Origin of the sequence: Acidovorax temperans (genome assembly GCF_028596105.1) — a bacterium.
Lineage (GTDB): Bacteria > Pseudomonadota > Gammaproteobacteria > Burkholderiales > Burkholderiaceae_C > Acidovorax > Acidovorax temperans.
This window is the reverse complement of sequence record NZ_CP117193.1, coordinates 279,274-306,090: the sequence shown is the minus strand read 5'-3', so window position 1 is coordinate 306,090 and position 26,817 is coordinate 279,274. Positions and strand designations below refer to the sequence as shown.

Below are 26,817 nucleotides of genomic sequence, written 5' to 3'. Positions count from 1 at the left end.
GCGCAAACACCTTGGGGCGCAGACCCGTCTGCACAATTCGCCAAAACAGGTCCAGCAAATTGCACAGCAGAGCATGCAAAGTGCACAGCCTGGGCGCTGTTCTTTGGCGGGGCAGTGCAGGACAATTCCACAGATCCATCCTCCGAATCCCCCAAAGCCTGCAATGACCCCACAGCCCCCGCCCCCCCACCCGGCCCTGCGCCCTGCCCACCCCACCAGCCTGATTGGGGCGCCCACCGACATCGGTGCGGGCGCCCGGGGCGCCTCGATGGGCCCGGAGGCTTTGCGCGTGGCGGGGCTACAGGCGGCGCTGGAATCGCACGGCCTGCAGGTGTTTGACCGGGGCAACCTGAGCGGCCCCTCCAACCCCTGGCAGCCCCCAGTGGATGGCTACCGCCACCTGCCCGAGGTGGTGCAGTGGAACCGGCTGGTGTATGGCGCCGTGTATGCCGAGCTGCAACAGGGCCACCTGCCCATCTTGCTGGGTGGCGACCACAGCCTGGGCCTGGGCAGCATCAGCGCCGTGGCCCGCCACTGCGCCGAAAGCGGCAAAAAGCTGCGCGTGCTGTGGCTGGATGCGCATGCCGACTTCAACACCAGCGCGCTGACGCCCAGCGGCAATGTGCACGGCATGCCCGTGGCCTGCCTGTGCGGCTTTGGCCCGGCCGAGCTGACCCAGCTGGCGGCCATGCCCGGCGGCGGCCCGGCGCTGCACCCTTCGCAAATCCGTCAGATCGGCATCCGCAGCGTGGACGAGGGCGAAAAGCGCTTTGTACACGAGCAGGGCCTGGAGGTGTTTGACATGCGCGCCATTGACGAGGTGGGCATGCGCCAGGTGATGGAGCGCGCCCTGGCGGGCATGGACGCCGACACCCACCTGCATGTGAGCTTTGACGTGGACTTTCTGGACCCCGACATTGCCCCCGGCGTAGGCACCACCGTGCCCGGCGGCCCCACCTACCGCGAGGCGCAGCTGTGCATGGAGATGATTGCCGACAGCGGCCGCCTGGCCTCGCTCGACATCGTGGAGCTGAACCCCGCGCTGGACGTGCGCAACAAGACCGCTGTGCTGGCGGTGGACCTGGTGGAGTCGCTGTTTGGCAAGAGCACGCTGATGCGCACACGGCCGTTTTGACGGCGCAGGGCCAGCGGCCTGCTCAGCGCCCAGAAAAAAGCGCTGGCGCTATATTTTCAATAGCTGTCAGCGCTTGATTCATAAGCCCCACAGGGCGATTTCGTGCTTACATCGGCAATCTGGCCACCGACAGGCGCCGCAGCAGCTGCTGCACGATGTCGGTCTGCATGTTGCGGTACTGCAGCGCTTCTTCCGCCTCTTTCGACAGCGCCAGGGTTTCGTTGTAGCTCATGTCGCGCTGCTGCTGGATTTCGGTCTCGGGAATCATCTCCACCCCGGCCGCAGTGCGCAGGCGGAACTTCACCTTCAGGCGCAGTTGCAGCTCACGCACCTGGCCCGAGGCGTTCTGGCCCACCACGATGCGCTCGCGCTGCTCCGACAGGATGTCGATCACGGCCTGCGCAGAAGTCAGATCGGTGGCGTTGCGCAGCACCTTGAGCGGGCTGCCCGAGCCCTCCAGCGTGCGCTGCAGTTCGCGGGCCAGGGCCGACGTGGCTGGCGCCGCGATGTACAGCGACGAGAACGAAAACTCCGGCACGCCCCGCAGGCGAAAACCGCAGCCCGCCAGCACAGCCACCGGGACCAGTCCGAGCAAGGTGCGCTTGTGCATGCTTACACCACCACGTTGACCAGACGACCCGGCACGACGATGACGCGCTTGGGGGCCGCGCCACCGCTGTGGGCGGCAAAGGCTTCGCTGGCCAGCGCAATGCGCTCGATCTCGGCCTTGTCGGCCTGGGCGGGCACCAGGATGGAGCCGCGCAGCTTGCCGTTGACCTGCAGCATCAGCTCGATCTCGTCCTGCACCAGCGCATTGGCATCGACCTGGGGCCAGGCAGCATCCAGCAAGTCGCCCAGCACACCGGCGTAGCCCAGGCTTTCCCACAGGCTGTGGGCAATGTGCGGTGTGGCGGGGTACAGCACGCGCAGCAAGATGCCAAAGCCCTCGATCAGTGCGACCTGACCACCGGCGGTATCGACGGCCTTGAAGTCTTCGAGCGCGTTGATCATCTTCATCGCGCCCGAGACCACGGTGTTGTACTGCATGCGCTGGTAGTCGTAGTCCACCTGCTTGAGCACGTTGTGGATTTCGAGGCGCAGGGCCTTGGCTTCCTTGCCAAATTCAATGTCTTTCAGGCTGCTGGCGCTTGCCACGCTTGCGGTAGCAGCTCCCATATCCATAGCAGACAGCTTCACGCCAAAGTTCCACACGCGGCGCAGGAAGCGGTAGCTGCCTTCCACGGCCGCATCGTTCCACTCCAGCGTGGCTTCGGGCGGGGCGGTGAACATGGTGTACAGGCGGGCGGTGTCGGCGCCGTACTTCTCGATCAGGTCTTGCGGGTCCACGCCGTTGTTCTTGGACTTGGACATGGTGCCCACGCCCTCGTAGTCAATGGGTGTGCCCACGGGCAGCAGGCCGTCGCCGCTGGTGGCTTCGTTCTTGAGCTTGGCGCCGATGATCTTGCCGCCTTCATCCAGCACATGCTCCACGTCGTGCGGCCAGAAGTAGTCCTTGCCACCCTTGGCGGTGCGGCGGCTGTAGATGTGGTTGAGCACCATGCCCTGCGTGAGCAGCTTGGTGAAGGGCTCATCGACCTTGACCAGACCGAGATCGCGCATGACCTTGGTCCAGAAGCGGGCGTACAGCAGGTGCAGGATGGCGTGTTCGATGCCGCCGATGTATTGATCCATCGGCATCCAATAGTCGGCACCGCCAGCCACCATCGCTTCGGCATTCTTGGGGTCGCAATACCGCATGAAGTACCACGAGCTGTCCACGAACGTGTCCATGGTGTCCGTCTCGCGGCGCGCAGGCTTGCCGCACACGGGGCAGGTCACGCCGGCGTGGAAGCCTTCGTGCTTGTGCAGCGGGTTGCCCGAGCCGTCGGGGATGCAGTCTTGCGGCAGCACCACGGGCAGGTCTTTTTCCGGCACGGGCACGGCGCCGTGTTCATCGCAGTGGATGATCGGGATCGGCGTGCCCCAGTAGCGCTGGCGGCTCACACCCCAGTCGCGCAGGCGCCAGGTGGTCTTCTTCTCGCCCAGGCCCTTTTGCTCCAGCGCATGGGCCACGGCGTTCACCGCGTCCTTGTAGTTCAAGCCGCTGAAGCTGTCGGAGTTGATGGTCACGCCGCGCTGCTTGTCGCCGTACCAGTCCTGCCACTGGTGGTAGTTGAACGTTTCGCCGTCCACCAGCACCACTTGCTTGATCTCAATGCCGTACTTGAGCGCAAACGCAAAGTCGCGCTCGTCGTGGGCGGGCACGCCCATCACGGCGCCATCGCCATAGCCCATTAGCACGTAGTTGCCGACCCACACCTGCACCTTTTCGCCGGTGAGCGGATGGGTGACGTACAGGCCCGTGGGCATGCCCTTTTTCTCTTGCGTGGCCAGCTCGGCTTCGGTGGTGCCGCCGGTCTTGCATTTCTCGATGAATGCAGCGAGAGCCGGGTTGCTCTTGGCCGCGTGGGCCGCCAACGGGTGCTCAGGGGCCACGGCGCAGAAGGTCACGCCCATGATGGTGTCGGCACGCGTGGTGAACACGTACATCTTGCCGTCACCGATCAGCTTGCCGTCATCGCCTTGGATGTCGTGGGTGAAGGCAAAACGCACGCCTTCGCTCTTGCCGATCCAGTTCTCCTGCATCAGCTTCACACGCTCGGGCCAGCCGGGCAGCTTGTCGCCGGTCACGAAGTCGAGCAGTTCTTCGGCGTAGTCCGTGATCTTGAGGTAGTAGCCGGGGATCTCGCGCTTTTCCACCACCGCGCCAGTGCGCCAGCCCTTGCCGTCGATCACCTGCTCGTTGGCCAGCACGGTCTGGTCCACCGGGTCCCAGTTCACCACCTGGGTCTTGCGGTAGGCGATGCCCTTTTCCAGCATCTTCAGAAACAGCCACTGGTTCCACTTGTAGTACTCAGGGTCGCAGGTGGCGACTTCGCGGCTCCAGTCGATGGCCAGGCCCATGGCCTGCATCTGCTTCTTCATGTACGCGATGTTCTCGTACGTCCACTTGGCAGGTGGCACGCCGTTTTTCAGCGCGGCGTTTTCGGCGGGCAGGCCGAAGGCGTCCCAGCCCATGGGCATCAACACGTTGTAGCCGTTCATGCGCAGGTAGCGCGTGAGCATGTCGTTGATGGTGTAGTTGCGCACGTGGCCCATGTGCAGCTTGCCGCTGGGGTACGGCAGCATGGAGCAGGCGTAGAACTTCTTCTTGCTGGTGTCTTCCGTCACGCGGTAGGCGTCGCGGGCAGTCCAGTGGCTGTGCGCTGCGCGTTCAACCTCTTGGTGGGAGTATTTGTCTTGCATGGGAGCTTGAAGGTGAGAGGACGGAGCAGGCCCACCCTGGGCCGCAATCGATGGATTTTAGGCGGTGCAGCGGCCAGCGCCGTGCCAAACCGCACTGCGCCAGTGCGGCGTGGGGGTCGCGCCCGTGGCGCCATGGGAATACACCACACGCGAAAGCCTTAGCACTTGCAATCCAATCGACCTGCAGCGCTTTACTATCAAGCGCCAGAAGCTATCATTTCAATAGCAATCCAAGCACGCACTACCGTACGCTGGCCTTGGCAGGCTCGGCCACAAAGCCGATGCGTTGCAGCCCGGCCTCGTGGGCGGCACCCATGATTTCCACAACGCGGCCATAAGGCACGGCGGCGTCGGCGCGCAATTGCACTTCGGTGGTGGGCTGGGCCGCGCCAATGCGTTGCAGGCGCACGGCCAGCGCAGCTTGCGACAGGGGCTGGTCATCCAGATAGGCCTGGCCCGTGGCATCTACCACCACGGTCACAAATTCAGGAGCCGCAGCGGGGCCGGTGCCTTCGGCCTGGGGCAAGTCAAGGCGGATGGAGCTGGCCAGCAGCGGCGCTGTCAGGATGAAGATGACGACCAGCACCAGCATCACATCCACCAGCGGGGTCATGTTGATGTCGCTCATGGGCTGGGCGCCCGTGGTGCGTTCCAGCCGGCCGAAGCTCATGCGCTGGTGCCCTCGGGTTCACGCAGTTCGCGGCTTTCGCGATCCCCAGGGGGCGTACCGGCCAGCAGCTCACGCAAATCCAGCGCAAAGCCTTCCAGGTCGGCCTCGATGCGGCCAATCAAACGGCCGAACACGTTGTAGGCCAGCACGGCTGGAATGGCCACGGCCAGCCCAGCGGCAGTCATGACCAGGGCCTCGCCCACGGGACCTGAGAGGCGGTCGATGGTGACCTGCCCACCCCCGCCCAGCGCGGTAAGCGCATGGTAGATGCCCCACACCGTGCCCAGCAGGCCCACAAACGGGGCGGTGGCACCCACGGTGGCCAGCAGCACCTGCCCGTATTGCAGGCGGCCCAGCACGGTGTGCAAGGCATCGCGCAGCACGCGCGTGAGTTGTTGGGACAAGGGGCCCGCAGCGGCCAAGGTGGCGGCCGCAGAAGCAGGCGACGGCTGGACCACCCCCTGCGCGGCTGCCACCAACGGGGTGACCAGCGCCTGCGAATCCAGCGCGGCCAACCGCTGGGCGGCCACATCGAGCGAGGGCGACTGCCAGACAGCGGCCGTGCAGCGCGCCACATCGCCGCCCGCACGCAGCACCAGGCGCGCCTTCCAGAGCATGACCACCCAGCTGGCCACCGACATGGCCAGCAGCACCACGGCGGCGCCCTGGGTCACCGCATCTCCCTGGCGCCACCAGTGAAGGGCGTCCATGGCGTGGGCCTGCGTCAGTTCTTGAGGTTGAGCACGTCGAACATGTCGAACATGCCGGTCTTGTGGGCCGCCAGGAAGCGCACGGCGCGCAAGGCACCCTGCGCATACGTGGCGCGGCTGGAGGACTTGTGCGTGACCTCGATGCGCTCGCCAATGCCGGCAAACAGCACCGTGTGGTCGCCCACGATGTCGCCGCCACGGATAGTGGCAAACCCGATGCTGGACGGGTCACGCTCGCCCGTCACGCCTTCGCGGGCATACACGGCGCAATCCTTCAAATCGCGGCCCAGCGCTTCGGCAATCACTTCGCCCATCTTGAGGGCCGTGCCCGAGGGCGCATCGACCTTGTGGCGGTGGTGCGCTTCGATGATCTCGATGTCGTACCCTGTGGACATGGCCTTGGCCGCCATCTGCAGCAGCTTGAGCGTGACGTTCACGCCCACACTCATGTTGGGCGAGAACATGATGGCGGTGCGCTGCGCAAAAGCGTCGAGTTCAGCCTTTTGCGCATCGGTAAAACCGGTGGTGCCAATGACGGCCTTCACCCCCAGCTCCGCGCACACGGCCATGTGGGCCAGGGTGCCTTCGGGGCGGGTGAAATCGATCAGCACATCGGCGTTTTGCAGGCCCACCTTCAGGTCGGAGGTGATGGTCACGCCGCTGGCGTAACCGAGGAACGCGCAGGCATCAGAGCCAATGCCAGGGCTGGAAGGCACGTCCAGCGCGCCAGCCAGCACGCAGTCATCGCTGGCACGGATGGCTTCGATCAGCATGCGGCCCATGCGGCCCGATGCGCCAGCCACCGCAACGCGGCAGGGGGTGGAAGAAGACGCCGCAGCGGCGGTGGTGTTCACAGACATGTCGATCCTGCAAAAAAGGGGGTCAGCCAAGAAATCAGTGTGCGCCTTGAGCGCATGGCGCTGCCGCGCGCCCGCCGTAAAAACTTACCCCACCATCATGGGCGGGGTATGCGCCCCGCAACTCAGCGTGAGGACGATTCCAGGGGCGGGTAGCGGCCGGGCGTGGGCGCTGAGGGCGCTGAGGGCGCTGGCGCTGCGGGTGCAGCGGCCGCCTCTGCCTTGCGGGCGGGGTAGCGGGCCAGCTGGGCCTCGGTGGCCTCCAGCGAAGGCACCTTGGGCTTGCCTTTGCGCGATCCCAGGGTGGCGACGAATTCGGTTTCAGAGGGCATCTCGTCGCCCTCGAAGCGCGCCAGCGTATCCCCCTGGAAGAACACGGTGAGCTTGCGCGATTCCATTTCAGAAGATGGGCGCTTGATGGTGAACACGTACTCCCAGCGATCACCATGGAACACGCTCGTCACCAGGGGCGTGCCCAGGATCTCGCGCACCTGCTGGCGGCTCATGCCCGGCTGCAGCGCTTGCACCTGCTCGCGCGACACGAAGTTGCCTTGGACGATGTCGATCTTGTAGGGAGTGATTGCGTTGGCCACACGGCGGCTGGCACCGTCGAAGCTGCCACATCCCGCCAGGACAGCGACTGCGGCGCTGACCCAAAGAATGCGGCCCAGGCGGGCGTTGCAACAGGCTTGGTCTGGCATGGGGAAAAGGTCAAAGGATATGATCAAACCATTGTAGCGGCAGCCTCCCCTCGCATGGGCGGGCCCATTCCCCGCAACCGCAAGGAGCCTCCACCCATGACCAATATCGACGAACTCAAGAGCACGGGACTCAAAGCCACCCTGCCTCGCCTGAAGATCATGGAGATCTTCCAAAAAGGCGTGCAGCGCCACATGACGGCGGAAGACGTGTTTCGCGTGCTGCTGGAAGAACGCTCGGACATTGGCTTGGCCACGGTGTACCGCGTGCTCACCCAGTTTGAGCAGGCAGGCATCCTGATCCGCAGCAACTTTGAAAGCGGCAAGGCGGTGTACGAGCTTAACGAGGGTCAGCACCACGACCACTTTGTGTGCACGTCCTGCGGCAAAGTGGAAGAGTTTTACGACGCGGAAATTGAAAAGCGCCAACAGCTGATTGCTAAAAACAAGGGCTGGGTGGTGGAAGACCACACCATGGCGCTGTACGGCCAGTGCGCCATTTGCGCTAACAAGTAAGCGCCAGCGACACCAAACCGCCAACACGCCACGACGGCAGGGCGTCGTCAAAAGGCGAACTCAGCCCCCGCTGTCGCGCTCCATGGCACGGCGGTGGCGATCCACAAATTCCTGGTAGGTATCAATACCGCGCAACTGCAAGATGGTATTGCGCACCGCAGCCTCTACCAGCACAGCAATGTTGCGCCCTGCCACCACCTGAATGACCACCTTCAGCACGGGCACGCCCAGCACGTCCTGGGTGAGCGGCTCGTAGGGTAGGCGCTCGTAGTCCCGCTCCAGCGTTTCCTTGCGCACCAGATGCACAATGAGCTTCAGGCGCATCTTGCGGCGCACCGCTGTTTCACCAAAGATGGCACGGATGTCGAGCAGGCCAATACCGCGCACTTCCAGCAGGTTCTGCAGCAGCTCGGGGCACTTGCCTTCGATGGTGGTCTGGTTGATGCGGTACAGATCCACCGCATCGTCAGCCACCAGACCATTACCGCGCGAGATCAACTCCAGGCCCAGCTCGCTCTTGCCGAGGCCGGATTCGCCCGTGATCATCACGCCCAGGCCCAGAATGTCCATGAACACGCCGTGCATGGTGGTGCGATCAGCAAAGTGCTTGGACAGGTAGGCACGCAGCACGTCGATGACGAACGCCGACGACTCGTGCGTGGAGAACATCGGAATCTGCGCGCGCTCGCACATGGAGACCAGGGCGTCGGGCGCGGTCTGGTTGTCTGCCAGCACCAGCACCGGCGGCTCCAGGGTCACGATGCGGGCAATACGGCGCTTGCAGTCGTCGGGCGATGCGTTGCTGAGATACGCGATCTCGCGCTCGCCCAGAATCTGCACGCGGTAAGGGTGGATGTAGTTGAGGTAACCCACCAAGTCTGCACCCGAGCGGGCAGAACGCACGGCCACTTCATCGAAGCGGCGCTCTGACGCCCCCAGGCCAGCCACCCATTCCCACTTCAGGGAAGCACGGAATTCTTCAAACAGTACGTCAGCGCTGACTACGTTAGGTTTCACGGCGTGAGGGCGTTGGGTGGAACAAAGAACACGCCGTTCAGACCGGCGATGTCAGGCAGCCTGGGTGGACTGCCAGCCGGCAATCATGCCGTGCAGCTCGGCAGCGTCCACAGAGGCTTTGAGGCGCTCGCGCAAGCTGGCATCACTGAGCAGCTCGGCAATTTCAGAGAGGATTTCCAGGTGCTTTTGTGTGGCAGCTTCTGGCACCAGCAAAAAGATCAGCAGGCTGACCGGCATTTCGTCCGGCGCATCAAAACCAATGGGCTGCAGCAACTGAAATACCGCCGCCATGGGTGCCTTCAGGCCTTTGATGCGCCCGTGGGGAATGGCCACACCATGTCCGAGCCCCGTCGATCCGAGTCGCTCCCGGGCAAACAGGCTGTCTGTAATGAGCGCCCGCGAAAGCCCGTGCTGGCTCTCGAAGAGCAGCCCCGCTTCTTCAAAAGCACGCTTTTTGCTGGTGGCGTCCACGCTCACAAGGACTTGAGCGGCGGGGAGGATTGAGGCGAGTCGGTTCATGGTCACAGTAACAATTATGCACACACTGGCAAAAACCCTGAGTAACGGAACGTGGCCCAGAAAAAAACCGCCCCAGGGGGCGGTTGCTGTGCGAATGCCAATCAGGCAGTGGCGTCAGACTTGCAACTCACGCTTCACAGCTTCGTGGTGGTGGTCTTGCAAGCGATCCTTGTGGCGCACCACTTGGCGATCCAGCTTGTCTACCAGTTCATCCACAGCAGCGTACAGGTCTGAATGGGCGCTTTCTGCAAACAAATCGTTGCCTTTGACATGGATGTTGCATTCAGCACGTTGGCGCTTTTCCTTCTCCTTCTGTTTCTCTACTGTCAGCAGTACCTTGACGTCCACCACCTGGTCAAAGTGGCGAGTGATCCGATCGAGCTTGGTGGTGACGTAATTGCGCAAGGCAGGGGTAACTTCGAGGTGGTGCCCGCTGATCGTCAGATTCATAAATAGGTCTCCTGTGCTCTCGGTGAAACATATGCCGCACTGGATCAGAGTGGCGGCCCGGCGAACTGGATGCATCCGTTGACGTGAGCTCACTATGCCCCTGCACCGTCTGAAATGCAATCCCATTCCGCTGTGCTGTACCGGGTTATCAGGCCCAAGGTGCCAAACGCCAAAAAACCCCGCACAATGCTGAAGTCGGCTCAAAACTGCACCACGCCGCCGACCACTCGCGTAGTCACGCATCCTCTCACCAACACCCCACCCCGCACAGACCGCGCGCCACTGCAGCCGCTAGAGCAGGCAAGCCGCGTAAAATCTGGCCGCTTGCGATGCCAGCCCTCTGGGCGCCCGCGAGCTTGCCTTGCCTTCGTACGCCACGTTCCTGGCGCGTTGATTGCCACCATCGAAACCATGACCCAGCCCAGCAACCCCGCCCTGCACACCTCTGCCCTCACATCGCTGCCCCTGCTGGCACGCGGCAAGGTGCGTGACAACTACGCCGTGGGCGACGACCGCATCCTCATGGTCGCCAGCGACCGCCTCTCGGCCTTTGACGTGATCATGGGCGAGCCCATCCCTGGCAAGGGCGAGCTGCTCACGCAGATGGCGCTGTTCTGGTTCGACAAACTCGGCCACCTCTGCCCCAACCACCTCACCGGCGATGCTCCCGAGAGCGTGGTCAAGCCCGAGGAAGTGGCCCAGGTGCGGGGCCGCTCGATGCTGGTGCAGCGCTTGAAGCCCATCCCCGTGGAAGCCGTGGTGCGCGGCTACCTGGCCGGCAGCGGCTGGAAGGAATACCAGGAAAGCCGCTCGGTCTGCGGCGTGCCCCTGCCCGAAGGGCTAACCAACGCCGCCAAGCTGCCCGAGCCCATCTACACCCCGGCCGCCAAGGCAGCCGTGGGCGAGCACGACGAGAACATCACCTTCGAGCGCACCGTGGAGATGATCGGCCTGGACCTGGCCACCCGCATCCGCGACCTGAGCATCGCCATCTACAAGGCGGCCGCCGAGATCGCCCTGACCAAGGGCATGATCATTGCCGACACGAAGTTCGAGTTTGGCCTGGCCCCCGATGGCACGCTGGTGCTGATGGACGAGGTGCTGACCCCCGACAGCTCGCGCTACTGGCCCGTAGAAGGCTACGAAGCAGCCCTGGCCGCTGGCGCCAACCCCCCCAGCTACGACAAGCAATTTGTGCGCGACTGGCTGGAGCAGGCCAAAGTGAACGGCAAGCCCTGGGACAAGACCGCGCCGGCGCCACGCTTGCCCCAGGAAGTGATCGCAAAAACGGCGGCCAAGTACCGCGAGGCGCTGGAGCGCCTCACCGCCTGATACTCATTAATTGATAGCATCTTGCGCTTTACTGGCGTGACTTCGTGGCCAATTACTATTGGAATATAGCTACCAACAAGCGCAAGCCGCTTCTGATTTCATAGCACCAGCACGCTGAAAACCGGCAACAAAAAAGGAGGCATCGCCTCCTTTTTTTGTGAGCGCGCGGGCCAGGCCGCAGGGACTCAGTTCAGCGCCATGCTGAGCTTGCGGCGGTAGGCGTTGAGCATGGCCGTGGTTTCGTCCTGCTCCACGGTGGTCTTGCCCACCAGTTCAATGCCCGCAGCCGTCTTGCCAGCCGCAGTGGGGTCGGGCTTGGGCTGGGGCGGAGTGAGCAGCTCCAGAATGGCCACATAGGTCTTGCGCGGTGCCTCGGCGTTCCAGGTCTTGTCGCGCATGATGATTTCAAGCAGCTCTTCCATGGCCGCCGCCCATTCGCCCTCGGCCATGAGCACGCGGGCCTTGGCAAAGCGGGTGTCGAAGTCGCGCTTGTTCTGGGCGATCAGGGCGTCAAACTGCTCCAGCGGCCAGTTGCCACGGTCGTCGTTTTGCACGAACTGCAGGGCGTCGAGCCAGCGCCACAGCGCATCGAAGCGCAGCGGCTGGGGAATGCGCTTGAGGGGTTCCTGCAGCAGGGCATCGGCCTCTTCGTAGCCGCCGGTGGCAATCAGCAGGCGCACGTAGTCAAAGCGGGCGTCGTCGTTGGCCGGGTCGGCGGCCAGGGCATCGGCCATCTTGGAAAGCGCGGCCTGGGTGTCGCCAGACTCCAGCAGTTCGTGGGCCTCGTCCACATCGGCCTCGGCCTCCAGCGCGCCCTCGCTGGGTACATGCTTGTCGAGGAAGGCCCGCACCTGGCCCTCGGGCTGTGCGCCCATGAATCCGTCCACGGGCTGGCCGTTCTTGAGCAGCACGCAGGTGGGAATGCTGCGAATACCGAACATGCCCGCCAGTTGCTGCTGCTGGTCCGAGTTGATCTTGGCCAGCTTGAAGCGGCCTGCATATTCCACTTCGAGCTTTTCCAGCACCGGGCCCAGCGACTTGCAGGGGCCGCACCAGGGCGCCCAGAAGTCCACCAGCACGGGCACGGTCATCGAGGCGGCAACCACCTCGGTTTCAAAATTCTCTACGGTGATGTCGATCATGGGCAAAAAGCGGGCCAGCAAGGCCCTTTCAAAGGCAAGTTCGCGCTATTTTGGCCCAAGCCTGGGACCGGATGTGCCGTGGGGGGACGCAAAAAGTAAAATCGCGGGTTCCATCCATTGCGAGCGGCTGCGCCATGCGGCCGCAGCGCCACCCCCACACACCATGAAATCCATCCAGATCGGCGTCGTCATGGGTTCCAGCAGCGACTGGGACACCATGCAGCACGCAGTGCAAATTCTTGAGCAGTTCGGCATCGCGCACGAGGCCCGCGTGGTCTCGGCCCACCGCATGCCCGACGACATGTTTGCCTACGCCGAAGCCGCTGCAGGCCGGGGCCTGAAGGCCATCATCGCCGGTGCGGGCGGTGCTGCCCACCTGCCCGGCATGATCGCCGCCAAGACCACCGTGCCGGTGCTGGGCGTGCCCGTGGCCAGCCGCCACCTGCAGGGTGTGGACTCGCTGCACAGCATTGTGCAAATGCCCAAGGGCATTCCCGTGGCCACGTTTGCCATCGGCACCGCAGGTGCAGCCAACGCCGCCCTGTTTGCCGTGGCCCTGCTGGCGAACGAAAGCCCCGAACTGCGCCAGCGCCTGGAAGCCTTCCGCGCAGAGCAAACCGAGGTGGCCCGCAACATGACCTTGCCACCCGCCGCATGAGCCCCAACCAACCTCTCTTGCCAGGATCGACCCTGGGCGTGCTGGGCGGCGGCCAGCTGGGCCGCATGTTTGTGCACCAGGCGCAGGCCATGGGTTACTTCACCGCCGTGCTGGATGCGGACCCGACCAGCCCCGCCGGGCTGGTGAGCCACCACCACATTCAGACCGGTTACGAAGACCCACAGGGCCTGGCCGAGCTGGCCCGCGTGGCCGATGCGGTGACGACCGAGTTCGAGAACGTGCCCGCTGCCGCGCTCGCGGCCCTGGCCGCGCAACGGCCCGTGTCGCCCGCCGCCAGCGCCGTGTCGGTAGCGCAAGACCGCGCACGCGAGAAGGCGCACTTTGTGGCCTGCGGCGTGCCTTGCGCACCGTATGCGGTGATCGAAACGGCCAGCCAACTCGAAGCGGTTTCCGCTGATTTGCTGCCGGGCATTCTGAAAACCGCCCGCATGGGCTACGACGGCAAAGGCCAGGTACGCGTGAAGACGCCCGCCGAGCTGGCCGCCGCGTGGGATTCCGTCGGCCAGGTGCCTTGCGTGCTGGAAAAAATGCTGCCCCTGCAGCTCGAATGCTCCGTGCTGGTCGCCCGTGGCCACGACGGCGCCATGGTCCACCTGCCCGTGCAGCGCAACCTGCACCGTGACGGTATTCTGGCGGTAACCGAGGTTTACGATGGAAATCTGCCTCCAGCGCTTGCTGCACAAGCGGTAGCCGCTGCAAAATCTGTAGCAGAAGGCCTGCAGTACGTGGGCGTGCTGTGCGTGGAATTTTTCGTGCTGCAGGACGGCAGCCTCGTGGTCAACGAGATCGCCCCCCGCCCCCACAACAGCGGCCACTACAGCCAGAACGCCTGCGACGTGTCGCAGTTTGAGCTGCAGGTGCGCACCATGGCACGCCTGCCGCTCACGCAGCCGCGCCAGCACAGCCCCGCTGTCATGCTCAACCTGCTGGGCGACTTGTGGTTTGCCCAGGGCGATGCCGCACAGACCCCACCGTGGGCCGAAGTGCTGGCCCTGCCCGGCACCCACCTGCACCTGTACGGCAAGCGCGACGCCAAGCGCGGCCGCAAGATGGGGCACCTGAACATCACCGCCGCCACGCCCGAAGCAGCGCGCGCAACTGCCCTGAAGGCGGCAGCCCTGCTGGGCATTGACGCGTTCTGACCATGATCCTCGACGGCAACGATCCTTCGGCCATCGACACCGCCGCACGCGCCCTGCGCAGCGGTGCGCTGCTGGGCCTGCCCACCGAAACCGTGTACGGCCTGGCCGCCGACGCCAGCAGCGACGCTGCCGTGGCGCAGATTTTTGCAGCCAAGGGCCGCCCCAGCGACCACCCGCTGATCGTGCACGTGGCCGACGCCGCAGGCATTGCCCACTTTGCCAGCGAGGTGCCCGCGTTTGCGCAAAAGCTGGTCGATGCGTTCTGGCCCGGCCCCCTCACCCTCATCCTGCCGCGCCTGAGTGGCGTGGCCACCGCCGCCACGGGCGGGCAAGACAGCGTGGGCCTGCGCTGCCCGGCCCACCCGGTGGCGCACGCGCTGCTGGTGGCCTGCGCTGCACCGGCCGATGCCGCCGTGCCCGGTGATGCCCCCGTGTGGGGCGTGGCCGCGCCCAGCGCCAACCGCTTTGGCCGCGTGAGCCCCACCACCGCCCAGCATGTGCAGGACGAGTTGGGCGAGGCGCTGCTGGTGCTGGACGGCGGCCCGTGCCAGGTGGGCATTGAAAGCACCATCGTCGATTGCACGCGGGGCGTGCCCGTGCTGCTGCGCCCCGGCGCCATCACGCGCGAGCAGATCCAGCAGGCTTGCGGCATGGCGCCGCTGTCCAAAGAAGACCTGCCCCATCACACCCCGCGCGCCTCTGGCACGCTGGAGGCGCACTACGCCCCGGCTGCCAAGGTGCGGCTGATGGACGCCAAGGCCCTGCAAACCGGGCTGGACCTGCTGGGCGCCGAAGCCGCCCACATTGCCGTGTATGCGCGCGCTGCGCTGCGCACCCAGTCGTCCAAGCTGGTCATGCGCCGCATGCCAGACGACGCCAGCGCAGCGGCCCAGCAGCTGTTCGCGGCGCTGCGCGCGTTTGATGACCAGGGCGTGAAGCTGATCTGGATTGAAACCCCGCCCGCCACCCCTGAATGGGAAGGCGTGCGCGACCGGTTGCAGCGCGCCGCGGCAGCATAGATTGGAAGCCCCCCTGAGCCGCTTCGCGACTTCCCCCCAGGGGGACGCCGCCAGCGCGGCGGGGCGGCCCTTGCGCGGCGGCCGCTGGCCTCGACAGTGCCAGTGGCAGAGCTCGCGGAGCCGAAACACGAATATTGCAAGTATGGATCCCGAAGTCGCTTTACATGCGTTGACTCGGCATCGTTAAACTACCCCCCACTTTTTTGGAGAAATACATGGCAGCAAATTGGATGCGCCGCAGCTTGATGGTCGCCGCCTGTGCGTCGGCAGCGCTGCTTGCGGCTTGCGGTTCCAGCACCACCGAATCGGCCATCTCGCCGCAGCGCATGATTGCTTTCGGCGATGGCATGAGCGATGTGGGCCAAAAAGGCACGCGCTACACCGTCAACGACGGCTCGGTCAACAACTGGACACTGCAGGTGGCTTCGGGCTATGGCAAGACCCTCGCCGCCTCTTCGGCTGGCGGCAAGAGCTACGCCGCAGGCAATGCCCGCATCGTGGCCAAGCCCGATGCCGCTGGCAGCAACACCACGCTGACGGTGAAAGAGCAGATCGACAGCTTCCTGGCCAGCAACACCTTCACGGGCGATGACCTGGTGATGATCAACGGCGGCATCAGCGATGTGATTGCCAACATGGCCGCCGTGAACGCCGGTACCATGACCACAGAGCAGATGATCACGGCCTCGCGCCAGGCGGGTACCGATTTCGCTGCGCAGATTCGCCGCTTGGTGAACGCGGGCGCCAAGTACGTTGTGGTGACAGGCACCTACGACCTGAGCAAGACCCCCTGGGCCACCGACATTGGCCGCACCACCGTGCTGAACTCGGCCAGCAGCGCCTTCAACGAAGGCCTGCTCGTGGGCATCGTGGACCTGGGCGCCAACGTGCTGTACGTGGACCTGGCCTACTACGTGAACCTGTACACCAGCAACCCATCGGCCTACGGCTTTGAAAACGCCACCAAGGCCGTGTGCACGTCGGTGGACGCTACCGACGGTATCGGCATTGGCGCAGGCAAGGTGAACTCTGCGCTGTGCACCACCTCCACCCTGCTGGCCAGTGCCAACCAGGACAAGTACGCCTTTGCTGACTCGGTGTACCTGACTCCTTCGGCCCAGCGCCAGTTTGGCACCTACGCTTACAACCGCCTGCGTTCGCGCTGGTAAGCCGCACGGACTGCCTGGCACTGCCCTTTGGGCAGGCCCAGGCCTCCAACAAAAAAACCGACCCCAGGGTCGGTTTTTTTGTTGCCCGCACGCTTGATCGTGGCAGCGTGCGGTGTGGCGGCAGGTTACTTGACCGTGTCGAACAGGCCGCGCGCCTGGGCATGGCACAGCGGTGGCTCATAGCGGCCGTGGTAGTTGCCGTAATAGGTGGCGAAGGCGGCCGAAGTGGGGTCGGTCGGCGCTTTGCCGTCGGGGCCGTACGTGGCCTGGATGGCGGCATCCACATCCACCGAGGTGACGTTGGTCACGCCGCGCTTGTCAAAGTCAGCCTTCATCACCACCTGGTGCACGGCAGGCGGCACGGTGGGGTCACCAGCGCCACCGCACAGCAGCACACGGGCTTTGGGCGTCCAGCCGAGCAGGTCGTTCTTCTTGCCCGCCTGGTACAGCGGGTTGTTGCCGCCTTGCTGGGCCCCGGTCAGGAAGGCGGTCTGGAACAACGCGTCACGGGCCTGATCGGGCGTGCCGCCGGGCAGGTTGCCCGATGTGACCAACGTGGTATAGGTCAGCGTGGGGTTGGGCAGCAGGTTTTCAATGTAGCTGGCGTAGGGCGCTTTGAAGGCTTCAGAAGGGCTACCGTAGATGTTGCCGTAGATCTTTTGCCACGAAGTGACGATCATGGGCACAAAGAACTGCACGCCTGCCACCGCGCTCGGCACCTGCAACGAGCCCGACAGGTTGTACGGCCCCGCCAAATGCGCGCCCGCCACCACGTTGAACTCGCCGGCGTGGTCACGCTCGGCAGCGCGGTGGGCCGCCATGGAGGCGTGGCCGCCTTGCGAGTAGCCGGTGAACATCACCTTGCCCGAGAGCTTGGCGCCCACCGCATCAGCGGCATTGCGGGCGGCACGCACCGAGTCGATGATGGTGGTGGCCTGGGAATCGGCGTGCAGATAGGGGTGGAATGCGTAAGTGGACTTGGCATAGCCCAGGTAGTCGGTGGCGACCACGGCATAGCCCTGAGCGGCATACATAGCAGCCAGCAGGAAGGTTTCGCCGTCTTGCGGGTTGGCCAGGGTACGGGTTTTGAGCACCTCGGTGCCCCGGGCATTGGCCACCAGCGGCGCGGCGGACGAGCACATGCCGCCGGGCACCAGCATGACGCCCGATGCGTTGCTCATCTCGCCTTCTTTGACGCCTGGCGTGCGGTAGTTCAGCGCCACCACCTTCACATCGCACTTGGCCTTGCCACTCAGGGCCTGCAGGCCGCTGGCTGCGGTGGTGGCGTCGATCTGCGCGGCCGTGAGGGTGGTGACCACGGCGGGCGGGTCAATCAACTCACCGCGAACGGAATCGTCAGAGCCGCCACAGGCGACCAGCAACGCGGCCGCAGCCGCCACACAGGAAAGGCGAAACAGTGTCATGAAAATCCCTCGTGGATGACCAGAAAGGAAGGCATGGTGCGCGCACCTGCGGTGCAGCATCCATAGGGGATAACGCGGCAACCCCGCCCTTCATGACGCGTAGGCGACAGAGCTGCGTTCAGCGGCCGGGCGCGCGGCGAAAACGCAGCTTCATGCCCAGGATGGTGCTGGCCAGCAGCAGCGTGATGGCATTGGCCACCACGATGGGCCAGGCCTGCAAGGCGATGCCGTAGGCCAGCCACAACGCCACCCCGGTGGTGAACACGCTGTACATGCCCAACGAGATGCCACTGACATCGCGGGTGCGGAAGGTGTGCCAGGCCTGGGGCACAAAGCTGCAGGTGGTCAACGTGGCGGCAAGGTAGCCAATCAGCTCGGTCAGGGGCATGGGGGCTTTCGAATGAAAGACAGGGTGGGTGATAAAGAAACAGCGGCGGGGTGCAGCGCGTGTGGGTGGAATGCCAGCGCGGTGCCCCAAGGCGTCGTCCCATCGTGATTTTGAATAAAAATTGGCACCAGGCCAATCAGGAAAAGCGCCACCAGCTATTTTTTTAATAGCACTTAATCCTTGGCAGCCCAATCCGTCAGGGCGTCCAGCACGGGCCGGGCCGCATTGGCATTGGGGTGGTTGACGATGGCCACCAGCACGTAGCGGCGCCCGCTTTGCGCGTGCACGTATCCGGCCACGGCCATCACGTCTCGCAGGCTGCCGGTTTTGAGGTGAGCAGCACTGCGGCTCTGGCTGCGGCGCAGCGTGCCGTCTACCCCGGCAATGGGCAGCGAAGCCACCAGCTCTGGCATGACGGGCGAGGCCCAGGCGGCCTGCAGCATGCGCGCCAGCGCCTGGGCGGTGATGCGCGCATCGCGGCTCAGGCCCGCGCCGTTGTCGGGCACGGGGGCGTCCACATCGGCAAAGCGGGCTTGCCACCACTGGCGCAGGGTTTCACGGGCACCGTCCAGCGTGGCCACGCCGTTTTTCTGGCGCGCCAGGGTCAGAAAAACATGCTGCGCCATGACGTTGTTGCTGTACTTGTTCACATCGCGCACCACCTCGGCCAGCGCGGGCGAGGTGCTGACAAACGCTGGCTTGAGCCCCGCGGGCACCTTGCCTTCTCGCACGCTGCCGGTGAGCTTGCCTCCCAATTCGCGCCACATGCCTTCCACCGCGCGGGCGGCAAACTCCCGTGGCGCGGGGTAGGCCACGGGCCAGACCCGCTCGCCGCAGGCGGCGGGGTAAGCCCCCTGGAAGACGACCTTGAGCGGGTCGTTCAATTCCGCGCGCAAGGCGCCGCGCCAGTCGCCGCAATCTGCCCCCGGCGGGGCCAGGGCCACCGTGGCCGGGCGCTGCACCCCGGCCAGCGGCGGGTCGTACTGGATGTGTGCGAGCCCGGCAGGCGCGTCGGGCACAAAGGTCATCACGCTGGACTTGTAGTTGAGCAGCAGCGCGTCGGGCGATGCGTTGTAGGGGCGCAAGGGCTCGCCATCGAAACGGCCGGGGTCTTGCTCGGGGACATCAAAGGCAGAGCGGTCGAGCACGATGTCGCCCACGATGACCTGAATGCCCTGCGCCTGCAGGCGCCGCATCAGCAGCCACAGGCGCTCCACCACCAGCTTGGGGTCGCCCTGGCCCTGGATATAGACGTTGCCCTTGAGGCTGCCACCCTGCACCGCCCCCTCCACAAACACCGGCGTGCTCCAGGTGTAAGCCGGTCCGAGCTGCTCCAGCGCTCCATAGGTGGTGACCAGCTTCATCACCGAAGCCGGGTTGACGGGCACCTGCGCCCGGTGCGCCAACCGGGGCGGCGTGCGTGCACCGCCCTGCGCATCGGCCACCAGCACGCTCAAGGATTCGCGCGGCAGCTTGGCGCGGGCCAGGGCGGCTTCCACCTCCGGCGGCAAGGGCGGCGCACCGGCAGGCTGTGCACTGGCAGGCATCACCCCGCACAGCCCCACGGCCAGACCCACAGACCCCACCCAGGCACGCACTCGAGCCGGGGGAATGACCGGCAAACTGCCGTTCCGCAAAAGAGCCATTGGTGCGAAGGCGGCAAAAAACCCCGAGACAGAAAAATTCCACATACCGGAGAGTCTAGGGAATCTCTGCCCACGCTCCATGAAAAAAGCAGGCGCCTCGCCCCTGCGACGCCGTGCCACCCGCCCCATCACCGCAACCACCGATAATTGCCCTTTGGGCATTTCTGCCCCACCCGCGCGCCAGCAGCGCAGCCCCGTCCGTGAACCCTAGGCCCATGAACCTGCTTGCTTTTGATACCAGCACCGACACCCTTTCCATCGCCGTGCAGCGCGGCGATGCGGTGTGGCAGCACACGGGCGCCGGGGGCGCGCAGGCTTCTGCGGCGTTGATCCCGGCCATTCAGCGGCTGCTGGCCGAGGCAGGGCTGGGCTTTGACACGCTCGACGCCATCGTCTTCGGCCGGGGGCCCGGCTCCTTCACCGGGCTGCGCACGGCCTGTGCGGTGGCGCAGGGCCTGGCGTTTGGTGCCCGCAACGGCCAGGGCACGCCCGTGGTGCCGGTGGACACCCTGCTGGCCGTGGCCGAAGAAGCACGCCACCAGCACGGCTGCACCCAGGTGCTGGCGGTGCTGGATGCACGCATGAACGAGGTCTACAGCGCCCAGTGCACCTGGCAAGAGGCCACCCGGCAATGGAGCACCGATGCCGACTTTGGCCTGTGCGCCCCCGAAGCGCTGACGCTGGCCGATGCAGCCCTGTGGACCGTGGCTGGCAACGCACACGCCGCCTACGGCGAGCGCCTGCTGCCCCAGGCCCGCCATGTGCCAGCCCTGCCCACCGCCACCGCCCTGCTGCGCCTGGCCCCGGCCCTGCTGGCTGCCGGCGCCGCCGTGCCCGCCAGCGAGGCGCTGCCGCGCTACATCCGTGACAAGGTGGCACAAACCACTGCCGAGCGCGAAGCCCTGCGCGCCCAGGCCGCTGCAGGCACCACCGCACCATGAGCGCCGTGCGATCGTCTGCCGCCCCCGCAGCGGAAAACGCGCTGGAGGTGCGCTTTGAGAAGCTCACGCCCGAATACCTCGATGCGCTGCTGGACGTGGAATTCAGCGCCTATTCCCACCCCTGGACGCGCGGCAACTTCACCGACGCCCTGACCGCAGGCTACGAATGCCAGCTGCTCATGGCGGGCGACCACCTGCTGGGTTACTTTGTGGCGATGCTGGGGGTGGAAGAAGCACACCTGCTCAACATCACCGTCGCCCCCGCCTACCAGCGCCAGGGCTGGGCACGGGTGCTGCTGGACGCCCTGGCCCTGTGGGCACGCGGACGCGGGGCGCAGTGGCTGTGGCTGGAAGTGCGCGCCAGCAACCTGCGCGCCCAGCAGGTGTATGAGGCCCATGGCTTCCGCCGCGTGGGGGAACGCAAACGCTACTACCCGGCCGCCCACGGGCAACGTGAAGATGCCGTGGTCATGAGCCTGCCGCTGTGATGAACTCCGCTACTCCATTCACCCCCGTCTGGCCAGACCCTGTTGTGAGCCCATCGCCATGAGCCTGAACCTTGATGCGCGCCAGCGCGCCATGCTGCAAGAGATGGGCGTGACCGTCTGGACCCGTGCCGAAACCGCTGCCCCCCAGGCCCCAGCCGCCCCGCCGCCTGCTGCGGCAGCAGTGCCCTTACCCGCCACCGCGCCCCTGCCAGCCGCACCCGCCATGGCCCAGCCTAGCCCGGTACCTGCCGCCAGGGCACCCACCGCGCCCGCACCGGCGGCGCCAGCCGCTCATGCGGGTCTGGGCGCACCAGGCGCAGCCCCTGCGCTGCGCCTGCACGCACCGCAGTTGCTGTACCCGACGGCGGATCCGGCACAAACGCCGCCAGGGCTGGGCGCTGGCTGGCTCATCGTGACCGAAGGCATTGCGGCCGCCGACCCTCTGGGGGGTGATGCGGGCAAGCTGCTGGACAACATGCTGCGCGCCATGCAGCTGCACCGCCACCCCCGCGTGTTCGTGGCAGCGCTGGAACGCCCCGCCCCCGGCGCCCGCACGGCCGAAGGGGCCGCTGCGCCAGCCGACGTGGCCGCAGCGCTGGCCGAGGTGGTGACCACCCTGCAGCCCGCACTGGTGCTGGTGCTGGGGCATGTAGCCGCCCGCGCCGCCCTGGGCCGCACCGAGCCCCTGGGCAGGCTGCGCGCCGTGCCGCACACCGTGGCCGGGCGCCCGGCCGTGGTCACCTACGACCCGGCCTTCCTGCTGCGGTCGCAAGACGCCAAAGCAGCCACCTGGGCCGACCTGTGCCGTGCACTGGCGCTGGTGCGCAAGGCAGAGGGCAGCACTGCCAACTCGGGCTAAACCGCGCCCGCTGAGGCGCGGGGCCAATTGCCCTTGCGGCTGATCGCTTGGCCATCCCCAAAGGTGCGCCATCTGCTCCAAGGCTGGTGCTCCCGCACCAATCCGGGGCTGCGACGCACCGCCTTGGCAACCACATACCGCCTGAGCCTGCGGAAGCGAGGCACCTGCCCGCAGCCAAAGCGGGCACGGATATTGCCACCTACCTGACTGACGCAGGTGATGCCGCCTGCGGCGACCCGTGACCTCCGCTAACGATGGCGGAACCCCCAAGCTGGGCCCATGCCCAGCGTACCGGTTGTTCCACAACAGGCCCGCACGCCAGCGGAGGATGCATTGCACCCTTGCCAGTCACCCCTGGCCGGTGCACTGCAATCCGCCCCACCGCTGACCCGGGCCATAGCAGGATTGCAAGCATGAAGATTGTTCTCATTGGCCACGGAATGGTGGGCCACAAGTTTCTGGAGAGCCTGGCCGAGACCGGTATTACCGGCGTGGAAGTCACGGTGCTGTGCGAAGAACCCCGCCCCGCGTACGACCGCGTTCACCTCTCCGAATTCTTCAGCGGCAAATCTGCCGCCGAGCTGTCTCTGGTAGAGCCCGGCTTTTTCGAGCGCACCGGCTTTTCGCTGCGGCTGGCCACGCGCGCCGCCAGCATTGACCGGCGCACCAATACCGTCACCACGCAGGATGGCGAAGTCCTGCCGTACGACAAGCTCGTGCTGGCCACAGGCTCCAATCCCTTCGTGCCCCAGGTGCCGGGGCGCGACCGCCCTCACTGCTTTGTGTACCGCACCATCGAAGACCTGGAAGCCATGCAGGCCGCAGGGGCCAAGGCCCGCTCGGGCGTGGTGATTGGCGGCGGCCTGCTGGGGCTGGAATGCGCCAAGGCCCTGCGCGACATGGGCCTGGAAACCCATGTGGTGGAGTTCGCCCCCCGCCTGATGGCCGTGCAGGTGGACGAAGGCGGCGGCCGGGTGCTGCAGGCCCAGATCGAGCGCCTGGGCGTGCAGGTGCACACGGGCCGCAACACGCAGCAGATCACCGATGGCGCCCGCGCCCGCCACCGCATGGTGTTTGCCGATGGGTCGCATCTGGAGGCCGACATGGTGGTCTTCTCGGCCGGCATTCGGCCGCGCGACGAGCTGGCGCGGCAATGCCTGCTGGCCATTGGGCCGCGCGGGGGCATCGCCATCGACAGCGCCTGCCGCACCAGCGACCACGATGTGTACGCCATTGGCGAGTGCGCCTCGTGGAACGAACAGACCTTCGGCCTGGTAGCCCCCGGCTACGACATGGCCCGCGTGGCGGCACGCCACATTGCAGGCGATGCCGCTGCAGCCTTTGTGGGCGCGGACATGAGCACCAAGCTCAAGCTCATGGGCGTGGATGTGGCCAGCATTGGCGACGCCCATGGCAAGACGCCCCACAGCCGAAGCTGCCAGTACGTGGACGAACGCCGCCAGGTCTACAAGAAGATCGTCATCAGCGAAGACGGCAAGCAATTGCTGGGCGCAGTGTTGATTGGCGATGCGGCTGAATACGGCACGCTGCTGCAGATGGCGCTCAACGGCATCACCCTGCCTGAAGACCCCGAGTTCCTGATCTTCCCGTCCAGCGAGGGCAAGGCCAAGCCCGGCCTGGGCGTGGATGCGCTGCCCGACACGGCGCAGATCTGCTCATGCAACAACGTCACCAAGGGCAACCTCTGCGAAGCCGTGGGCAACGGCGCATGCACCATTGCGGACATCAAGGCCTGCACCAAGGCGGGCGCCACCTGCGGCGGCTGCGTGCCCCTGGTCACCCAGGTCATGAAGGCCGAGATGGCACGCCGGGGCCTGGCGGTGAACAACCACCTCTGCGAGCACTTCGCGTACTCGCGCCAGGAGATCTACCACCTGGTGCGCGTGGGACAGATCAAGACCTTCGACGACCTGCTGGCCCGCCACGGCAAAGGCATGGGCTGCGACATCTGCAAGCCCGTGGCGGCCAGCGTGTTCGCGTCGTGCTGGAACGAGTTTGTGCTCAAGAAGGAACTGGCCAGCCTGCAGGACACCAACGACTACTACCTGGGCAACATCCAGAAGGACGGCACCTATTCCGTGGTGCCACGCATGCCCGGCGGCGAAGTCACGCCCGACGGGCTGATCGCCGTGGGCCAGGTGGCCAAGAAGTACGGGCTGTACACCAAGGTCACGGGCGGTGCGCGCGTGGACATGTTTGGTGCACGGGTGGAACAGTTGCCGCTGATCTGGGAAGAGCTGATCGCCGCCGGCTTCGAGTCCGGCCACGCATATGGAAAATCGCTGCGCACGGTGAAGAGCTGCGTGGGATCGACTTGGTGCCGCTACGGCGTGCAGGACAGCGTGGGCCTGGCGGTGGAGCTGGAGAACCGCTACAAAGGCCTGCGGGCGCCACACAAGATCAAGTTTGGTGTGTCGGGCTGCACCCGCGAATGCGCCGAGGCGCAGGGCAAGGACATCGGCGTCATTGCCACCGAAAAGGGCTGGAACCTCTACATCTGCGGCAACGGCGGCATGAAGCCGCGCCATGCCGAGCTGTTCGCATCGGACCTCACGAAGCAAGACCTGGTGCGCATGATCGACCGGGTGCTGATGTTCTACGTGCGCACCGCTGACCGGCTGCAGCGCACCAGCACCTGGCGCGAGAACCTCGAAGGTGGCCTGGACTACCTCAAGGACGTGCTGCAAAAAGACAGCCTGGGCCTGTGCGCCGAGCTGGAATTGCAGATGCAGCAAGTGGTGGACACCTACCAGTGCGAATGGAAAACCGCGGTGACCGACCCCGAAACACGCAAGCGCTTTCGCACCTTCGTCAACAGCGACCAGCCCGACGAGAACGTGGTGTTCGTGCACGAGCGCGGCCAGATCCGCCCGGCCAGCACGCAAGAGCGCCCGCAGCCCACACGCCCCACCATCGCCCTGCGGCGCGTGGCCTGACGTGGCCGGTTCCCCATTGTTTCAAGAAGGCCCCCAATGACCGAAGCACTTTTGCACTGGACCGACGTCTGCGCGGTCGAAGACATCCTTCCCAACACCGGCGTGTGCGCGCTCGTGGGCAGCCGCCATGTGGCCGTGTTTCGCACCGGCACCGACCGCTGGTTCGCGATTGACAACGTGGACCCCAAGTCGGGCGCCAGCGTGTTGTCGCGCGGGCTGGTGGGCAACCTGGGCGACCGCGTGGTGGTGGCATCGCCCCTCTACAAAAACCACTTTGACCTGCAGACCGGCGAATGCCTGGAGCAGCCGGAGCACTCGGTTCGCACCCACCCGGTGCAGGCCCACCAAGGCCGCATTCGCGTGGCGGTGGCCTGAAAGCCGCACCACCCAGCCCTTTCGAAAAGGATCGAGGAACCACCCATGCCCGATACGACCCCCACCCTGTCTGTCGCCAACCTGGTGCTGAGCTCCAAGCAGCAGGAAATCGACGCCCTGCGCCACCTGGCACACAAGGCGGAGTGGGTGGACGTGATCGGGCAGCTGGTGCAGCGCCTGCAACGCGAACGCGGGGCGTCGTGCATTTACCTGGCCTCGCAAACCCAGCGGTTTGCCGAGGTGCGCCACCAGGCAGTCAACGAAGCCCTGCTGCACGAGGAAAAACTGCGGCAGGTGTTCAGCGCGCAGATGGACCCGGCGCAGGGCACCTCGGCCCAGACGCTGTCGCTCATGGCCTGGGCACTGCTCGGGCTGGAATCTCTGCCTGCCTTGCGCTTGCAGATTGACCGGCAGGCCATGAGCGCGCTCGATGCCGTGGCGGCCTACAGCCACCTGATCGCCGGTTTGGTGGAGCTGGTGTTCCACATGGCCGACACCGCAGGCGTGCCCAGTGTGTCGCGCTTGCTGGTGGCCTTGCTGCACGCCGTGCAGGCCACGGAAGAGGCGGGCCAGGAACGGGCCATGGGCGCCTTGCTGTACGCATCGGGCCACTGCCAGGAAGCCCACCAGCAACGCCTGCTGCACTTGATTGATGCACAGGAGCGGAGCCTGCGCGTGTTTGGTGATTTTGCAGAGCCCGCCCTGCGCGCCCGCTGGGATGAGCTGCAACTGGCCCCCTGCATGGCCACACTGGAGCGCCTGCGGCGCGCGCTGTGTGTGGCGCGCCCCGGCTCAGCGCTCGACAGCGACCTGAGCCGCACCTGGTTCGGCGCCTGCTCCGAGCGCATGGACGGGCTGTGGCAGCTGCAAGGGGCTTTGGTCCAGCGCCTGCGCGAAGAGTGCGACGCGCGCATCGCACATGCGCAGCAGGACCTGCAGGACTCTCGCAACCTGCTGCGCCTTCTGCGCGAAAACCCGCCGCAGCGCACGCACGCGGTGGATCGCTTTTTTGAAACGGGCAGCACGCACCCTACCCCGCCCGAACAGGCAGACCACCCGCCGACCGGCGCTGAGCCCACCCCGCTGCGGGAGCTGCTGCGCACGCAATCGCAGCGCATGGCACAGATGGAGGCCGAACTCGAAGCCACCCGCCGCACCCTGAACGAGCGCAAGATCATCGAGCGCGCCAAGGGGGTGCTGATGGCCCGGCTGGGCATGACGGAAGACGTGGCCTTCCGCGCCCTGCAAAAAACATCCATGGACCAGAACCGCCGCCTGCTGGAAGTGGCTGAGGCCACGTTGGCACTGCCCGACCTGGCCTTTGCCACGCCCGCGTCAGGTGCGCGAGCACTGCAGTGAAACCTCTCCGTGCAGCGCC

26 protein-coding genes are annotated in these 26,817 nt (G+C 65.7%); 13 read left to right on the top strand and 13 right to left on the bottom strand.

Going from position 1 to position 26,817, the window contains the following annotated elements; genetic code table 11:
• The first annotated feature begins 163 nt into the window (after window positions 1–163).
• On the top strand, window positions 164–1,135 hold the full coding sequence (gene rocF, locus PQV96_RS01370) for an arginase (protein WP_273624333.1): 972 nt from the start codon (window positions 164–166) through the stop codon (window positions 1,133–1,135).
• 106 nt (window positions 1,136–1,241) lie between these two features.
• Here rocF and PQV96_RS01365 read toward each other — a convergent pair whose 3' ends face one another.
• The 6 genes from PQV96_RS01365 to PQV96_RS01340 all read right to left on the bottom strand — a co-directional run bounded on the left by PQV96_RS01365 (window position 1,242) and on the right by PQV96_RS01340 (window position 7,379).
• Window positions 1,242–1,745, bottom strand: a complete 504-nt coding sequence (locus tag PQV96_RS01365; protein ID WP_273624332.1) for an LPS-assembly lipoprotein LptE — start codon at window positions 1,743–1,745, stop codon at window positions 1,242–1,244.
• A 2-nt stretch (window positions 1,746–1,747) separates the two neighbouring features.
• Window positions 1,748–4,441: a leucine--tRNA ligase gene (leuS, locus tag PQV96_RS01360; protein ID WP_273624331.1), complete on the bottom strand. Its 2,694-nt coding sequence runs from the start codon at window positions 4,439–4,441 to the stop codon at window positions 1,748–1,750.
• 241 nt (window positions 4,442–4,682) lie between these two features.
• Window positions 4,683–5,111, bottom strand: coding sequence for an ExbD/TolR family protein (locus PQV96_RS01355; protein WP_273624330.1), 429 nt, complete (start codon window positions 5,109–5,111; stop codon window positions 4,683–4,685).
• Window positions 5,108–5,821: a MotA/TolQ/ExbB proton channel family protein gene (locus tag PQV96_RS01350; RefSeq protein ID WP_273624329.1), complete on the bottom strand. Its 714-nt coding sequence runs from the start codon at window positions 5,819–5,821 to the stop codon at window positions 5,108–5,110. Before PQV96_RS01350 ends, PQV96_RS01355 begins: the two co-directional genes overlap by 4 nt.
• Window positions 5,822–5,835: 14 nt before the next feature.
• On the bottom strand, window positions 5,836–6,681 hold the full coding sequence (gene dapB, locus PQV96_RS01345) for a 4-hydroxy-tetrahydrodipicolinate reductase (protein WP_273624328.1): 846 nt from the start codon (window positions 6,679–6,681) through the stop codon (window positions 5,836–5,838).
• 122 nt (window positions 6,682–6,803) lie between these two features.
• Window positions 6,804–7,379 carry an outer membrane protein assembly factor BamE gene (locus PQV96_RS01340; protein WP_207374844.1) on the bottom strand — a complete coding sequence of 192 codons (576 nt, stop codon included), beginning with the start codon at window positions 7,377–7,379 and terminating at the stop codon, window positions 6,804–6,806.
• A gap of 96 nt (window positions 7,380–7,475) precedes the next feature.
• Between PQV96_RS01340 and fur the strand changes: the two genes are divergently transcribed.
• Complete coding sequence (gene fur / locus PQV96_RS01335; RefSeq protein WP_207374843.1) at window positions 7,476–7,892, top strand: ferric iron uptake transcriptional regulator; 417 nt, start codon at window positions 7,476–7,478, stop codon at window positions 7,890–7,892.
• 60 nt (window positions 7,893–7,952) lie between these two features.
• Here the strand turns inward: fur and hprK are convergent, their stop codons facing one another.
• From hprK to hpf, 3 genes are all read right to left on the bottom strand, one after another.
• Entirely contained in the window at window positions 7,953–8,909 is a 957-nt protein-coding gene (hprK, locus tag PQV96_RS01330; protein WP_066690385.1) for an HPr(Ser) kinase/phosphatase, read from the bottom strand.
• A gap of 51 nt (window positions 8,910–8,960) precedes the next feature.
• A complete protein-coding gene (locus PQV96_RS01325; RefSeq protein ID WP_044399059.1) occupies window positions 8,961–9,428 on the bottom strand; it encodes a PTS sugar transporter subunit IIA in 468 nt (155 codons plus the stop codon).
• A gap of 114 nt (window positions 9,429–9,542) precedes the next feature.
• The gene (hpf, locus tag PQV96_RS01320; RefSeq protein ID WP_044399058.1) at window positions 9,543–9,878 is read right to left on the bottom strand and encodes a ribosome hibernation-promoting factor, HPF/YfiA family; all 336 of its coding nucleotides are present in this window, start codon (window positions 9,876–9,878) and stop codon (window positions 9,543–9,545) included.
• Between the two features lie 411 nt (window positions 9,879–10,289).
• On the opposite strand from hpf, the gene PQV96_RS01315 reads away from it, so the two are divergent.
• Window positions 10,290–11,210, top strand: coding sequence for a phosphoribosylaminoimidazolesuccinocarboxamide synthase (locus PQV96_RS01315; protein WP_207374842.1), 921 nt, complete (start codon window positions 10,290–10,292; stop codon window positions 11,208–11,210).
• 185 nt (window positions 11,211–11,395) lie between these two features.
• Here the strand turns inward: PQV96_RS01315 and trxA are convergent, their stop codons facing one another.
• Entirely contained in the window at window positions 11,396–12,352 is a 957-nt protein-coding gene (gene trxA, locus PQV96_RS01310) for a thioredoxin (protein ID WP_207374841.1), read from the bottom strand.
• 163 nt (window positions 12,353–12,515) lie between these two features.
• Between trxA and purE the strand changes: the two genes are divergently transcribed.
• The 4 genes from purE to PQV96_RS01290 all read left to right on the top strand — a co-directional run bounded on the left by purE (window position 12,516) and on the right by PQV96_RS01290 (window position 16,361).
• On the top strand, window positions 12,516–13,010 hold the full coding sequence (gene purE, locus PQV96_RS01305) for a 5-(carboxyamino)imidazole ribonucleotide mutase (RefSeq protein ID WP_207374840.1): 495 nt from the start codon (window positions 12,516–12,518) through the stop codon (window positions 13,008–13,010).
• Window positions 13,007–14,173, top strand: a complete 1,167-nt coding sequence (locus tag PQV96_RS01300; RefSeq protein WP_207374839.1) for a 5-(carboxyamino)imidazole ribonucleotide synthase — start codon at window positions 13,007–13,009, stop codon at window positions 14,171–14,173. Before purE ends, PQV96_RS01300 begins: the two co-directional genes overlap by 4 nt.
• Before the next feature lie 2 nt (window positions 14,174–14,175).
• Window positions 14,176–15,192, top strand: coding sequence for an L-threonylcarbamoyladenylate synthase (locus PQV96_RS01295; protein ID WP_207374838.1), 1,017 nt, complete (start codon window positions 14,176–14,178; stop codon window positions 15,190–15,192).
• Between the two features lie 215 nt (window positions 15,193–15,407).
• Complete coding sequence (locus tag PQV96_RS01290) at window positions 15,408–16,361, top strand: SGNH/GDSL hydrolase family protein (RefSeq protein ID WP_273624326.1); 954 nt, start codon at window positions 15,408–15,410, stop codon at window positions 16,359–16,361.
• Window positions 16,362–16,486: 125 nt separating this feature from the next.
• Here the strand turns inward: PQV96_RS01290 and PQV96_RS01285 are convergent, their stop codons facing one another.
• From PQV96_RS01285 to dacB, 3 genes are all read right to left on the bottom strand, one after another.
• Entirely contained in the window at window positions 16,487–17,785 is a 1,299-nt protein-coding gene (locus PQV96_RS01285) for a lipase family protein (RefSeq protein WP_273624325.1), read from the bottom strand.
• 118 nt (window positions 17,786–17,903) lie between these two features.
• Entirely contained in the window at window positions 17,904–18,173 is a 270-nt protein-coding gene (locus tag PQV96_RS01280; RefSeq protein WP_066696277.1) for a SemiSWEET transporter, read from the bottom strand.
• A 173-nt stretch (window positions 18,174–18,346) separates the two neighbouring features.
• On the bottom strand, window positions 18,347–19,720 hold the full coding sequence (dacB, locus tag PQV96_RS01275) for a D-alanyl-D-alanine carboxypeptidase/D-alanyl-D-alanine endopeptidase (RefSeq protein ID WP_207374249.1): 1,374 nt from the start codon (window positions 19,718–19,720) through the stop codon (window positions 18,347–18,349).
• A 314-nt stretch (window positions 19,721–20,034) separates the two neighbouring features.
• Between dacB and tsaB the strand changes: the two genes are divergently transcribed.
• The 6 genes from tsaB to PQV96_RS01245 all read left to right on the top strand — a co-directional run bounded on the left by tsaB (window position 20,035) and on the right by PQV96_RS01245 (window position 26,798).
• Window positions 20,035–20,760 (top strand): tRNA (adenosine(37)-N6)-threonylcarbamoyltransferase complex dimerization subunit type 1 TsaB, encoded by a 726-nt coding sequence (gene tsaB / locus PQV96_RS01270; RefSeq protein WP_066696280.1) that lies wholly within the window; start codon window positions 20,035–20,037, stop codon window positions 20,758–20,760.
• Window positions 20,757–21,248, top strand: a complete 492-nt coding sequence (gene rimI, locus PQV96_RS01265; protein ID WP_066696282.1) for a ribosomal protein S18-alanine N-acetyltransferase — start codon at window positions 20,757–20,759, stop codon at window positions 21,246–21,248. The genes tsaB and rimI overlap by 4 nt, the downstream gene beginning before the upstream one ends.
• 58 nt (window positions 21,249–21,306) lie before the next feature.
• Window positions 21,307–22,107, top strand: coding sequence for a uracil-DNA glycosylase family protein (locus PQV96_RS01260; protein ID WP_142082946.1), 801 nt, complete (start codon window positions 21,307–21,309; stop codon window positions 22,105–22,107).
• Between the two features lie 413 nt (window positions 22,108–22,520).
• On the top strand, window positions 22,521–25,064 hold the full coding sequence (gene nirB, locus PQV96_RS01255; RefSeq protein WP_273624321.1) for a nitrite reductase large subunit NirB: 2,544 nt from the start codon (window positions 22,521–22,523) through the stop codon (window positions 25,062–25,064).
• Between the two features lie 36 nt (window positions 25,065–25,100).
• Window positions 25,101–25,439, top strand: coding sequence for a nitrite reductase small subunit NirD (nirD, locus tag PQV96_RS01250; protein WP_198846878.1), 339 nt, complete (start codon window positions 25,101–25,103; stop codon window positions 25,437–25,439).
• A 45-nt stretch (window positions 25,440–25,484) separates the two neighbouring features.
• Window positions 25,485–26,798, top strand: coding sequence for a nitrate regulatory protein (locus PQV96_RS01245; RefSeq protein ID WP_207374243.1), 1,314 nt, complete (start codon window positions 25,485–25,487; stop codon window positions 26,796–26,798).
• Window positions 26,799–26,817 lie beyond the last annotated feature (19 nt).

Coding starts and splice junctions, on each gene's coding strand:
- rocF (WP_273624333.1), top strand. CDS start 164: ATGACCCCACAGCCCCCGCCCCCCCACCCGGCCCTGCGCCCTGCCCAC.
- PQV96_RS01365 (WP_273624332.1), bottom strand. CDS start 1,745: ATGCACAAGCGCACCTTGCTCGGACTGGTCCCGGTGGCTGTGCTGGCG.
- leuS (WP_273624331.1), bottom strand. CDS start 4,441: ATGCAAGACAAATACTCCCACCAAGAGGTTGAACGCGCAGCGCACAGC.
- PQV96_RS01355 (WP_273624330.1), bottom strand. CDS start 5,111: ATGAGCTTCGGCCGGCTGGAACGCACCACGGGCGCCCAGCCCATGAGC.
- PQV96_RS01350 (WP_273624329.1), bottom strand. CDS start 5,821: ATGGACGCCCTTCACTGGTGGCGCCAGGGAGATGCGGTGACCCAGGGC.
- dapB (WP_273624328.1), bottom strand. CDS start 6,681: ATGTCTGTGAACACCACCGCCGCTGCGGCGTCTTCTTCCACCCCCTGC.
- PQV96_RS01340 (WP_207374844.1), bottom strand. CDS start 7,379: ATGCCAGACCAAGCCTGTTGCAACGCCCGCCTGGGCCGCATTCTTTGG.
- fur (WP_207374843.1), top strand. CDS start 7,476: ATGACCAATATCGACGAACTCAAGAGCACGGGACTCAAAGCCACCCTG.
- PQV96_RS01325 (WP_044399059.1), bottom strand. CDS start 9,428: ATGAACCGACTCGCCTCAATCCTCCCCGCCGCTCAAGTCCTTGTGAGC.
- hpf (WP_044399058.1), bottom strand. CDS start 9,878: ATGAATCTGACGATCAGCGGGCACCACCTCGAAGTTACCCCTGCCTTG.
- PQV96_RS01315 (WP_207374842.1), top strand. CDS start 10,290: ATGACCCAGCCCAGCAACCCCGCCCTGCACACCTCTGCCCTCACATCG.
- trxA (WP_207374841.1), bottom strand. CDS start 12,352: ATGATCGACATCACCGTAGAGAATTTTGAAACCGAGGTGGTTGCCGCC.
- purE (WP_207374840.1), top strand. CDS start 12,516: ATGAAATCCATCCAGATCGGCGTCGTCATGGGTTCCAGCAGCGACTGG.
- PQV96_RS01300 (WP_207374839.1), top strand. CDS start 13,007: ATGAGCCCCAACCAACCTCTCTTGCCAGGATCGACCCTGGGCGTGCTG.
- PQV96_RS01295 (WP_207374838.1), top strand. CDS start 14,176: ATGATCCTCGACGGCAACGATCCTTCGGCCATCGACACCGCCGCACGC.
- PQV96_RS01290 (WP_273624326.1), top strand. CDS start 15,408: ATGGCAGCAAATTGGATGCGCCGCAGCTTGATGGTCGCCGCCTGTGCG.
- PQV96_RS01285 (WP_273624325.1), bottom strand. CDS start 17,785: ATGACACTGTTTCGCCTTTCCTGTGTGGCGGCTGCGGCCGCGTTGCTG.
- PQV96_RS01280 (WP_066696277.1), bottom strand. CDS start 18,173: ATGCCCCTGACCGAGCTGATTGGCTACCTTGCCGCCACGTTGACCACC.
- dacB (WP_207374249.1), bottom strand. CDS start 19,720: ATGCCTGCCAGTGCACAGCCTGCCGGTGCGCCGCCCTTGCCGCCGGAG.
- tsaB (WP_066696280.1), top strand. CDS start 20,035: ATGAACCTGCTTGCTTTTGATACCAGCACCGACACCCTTTCCATCGCC.
- rimI (WP_066696282.1), top strand. CDS start 20,757: ATGAGCGCCGTGCGATCGTCTGCCGCCCCCGCAGCGGAAAACGCGCTG.
- PQV96_RS01260 (WP_142082946.1), top strand. CDS start 21,307: ATGAGCCTGAACCTTGATGCGCGCCAGCGCGCCATGCTGCAAGAGATG.
- nirB (WP_273624321.1), top strand. CDS start 22,521: ATGAAGATTGTTCTCATTGGCCACGGAATGGTGGGCCACAAGTTTCTG.
- nirD (WP_198846878.1), top strand. CDS start 25,101: ATGACCGAAGCACTTTTGCACTGGACCGACGTCTGCGCGGTCGAAGAC.
- PQV96_RS01245 (WP_207374243.1), top strand. CDS start 25,485: ATGCCCGATACGACCCCCACCCTGTCTGTCGCCAACCTGGTGCTGAGC.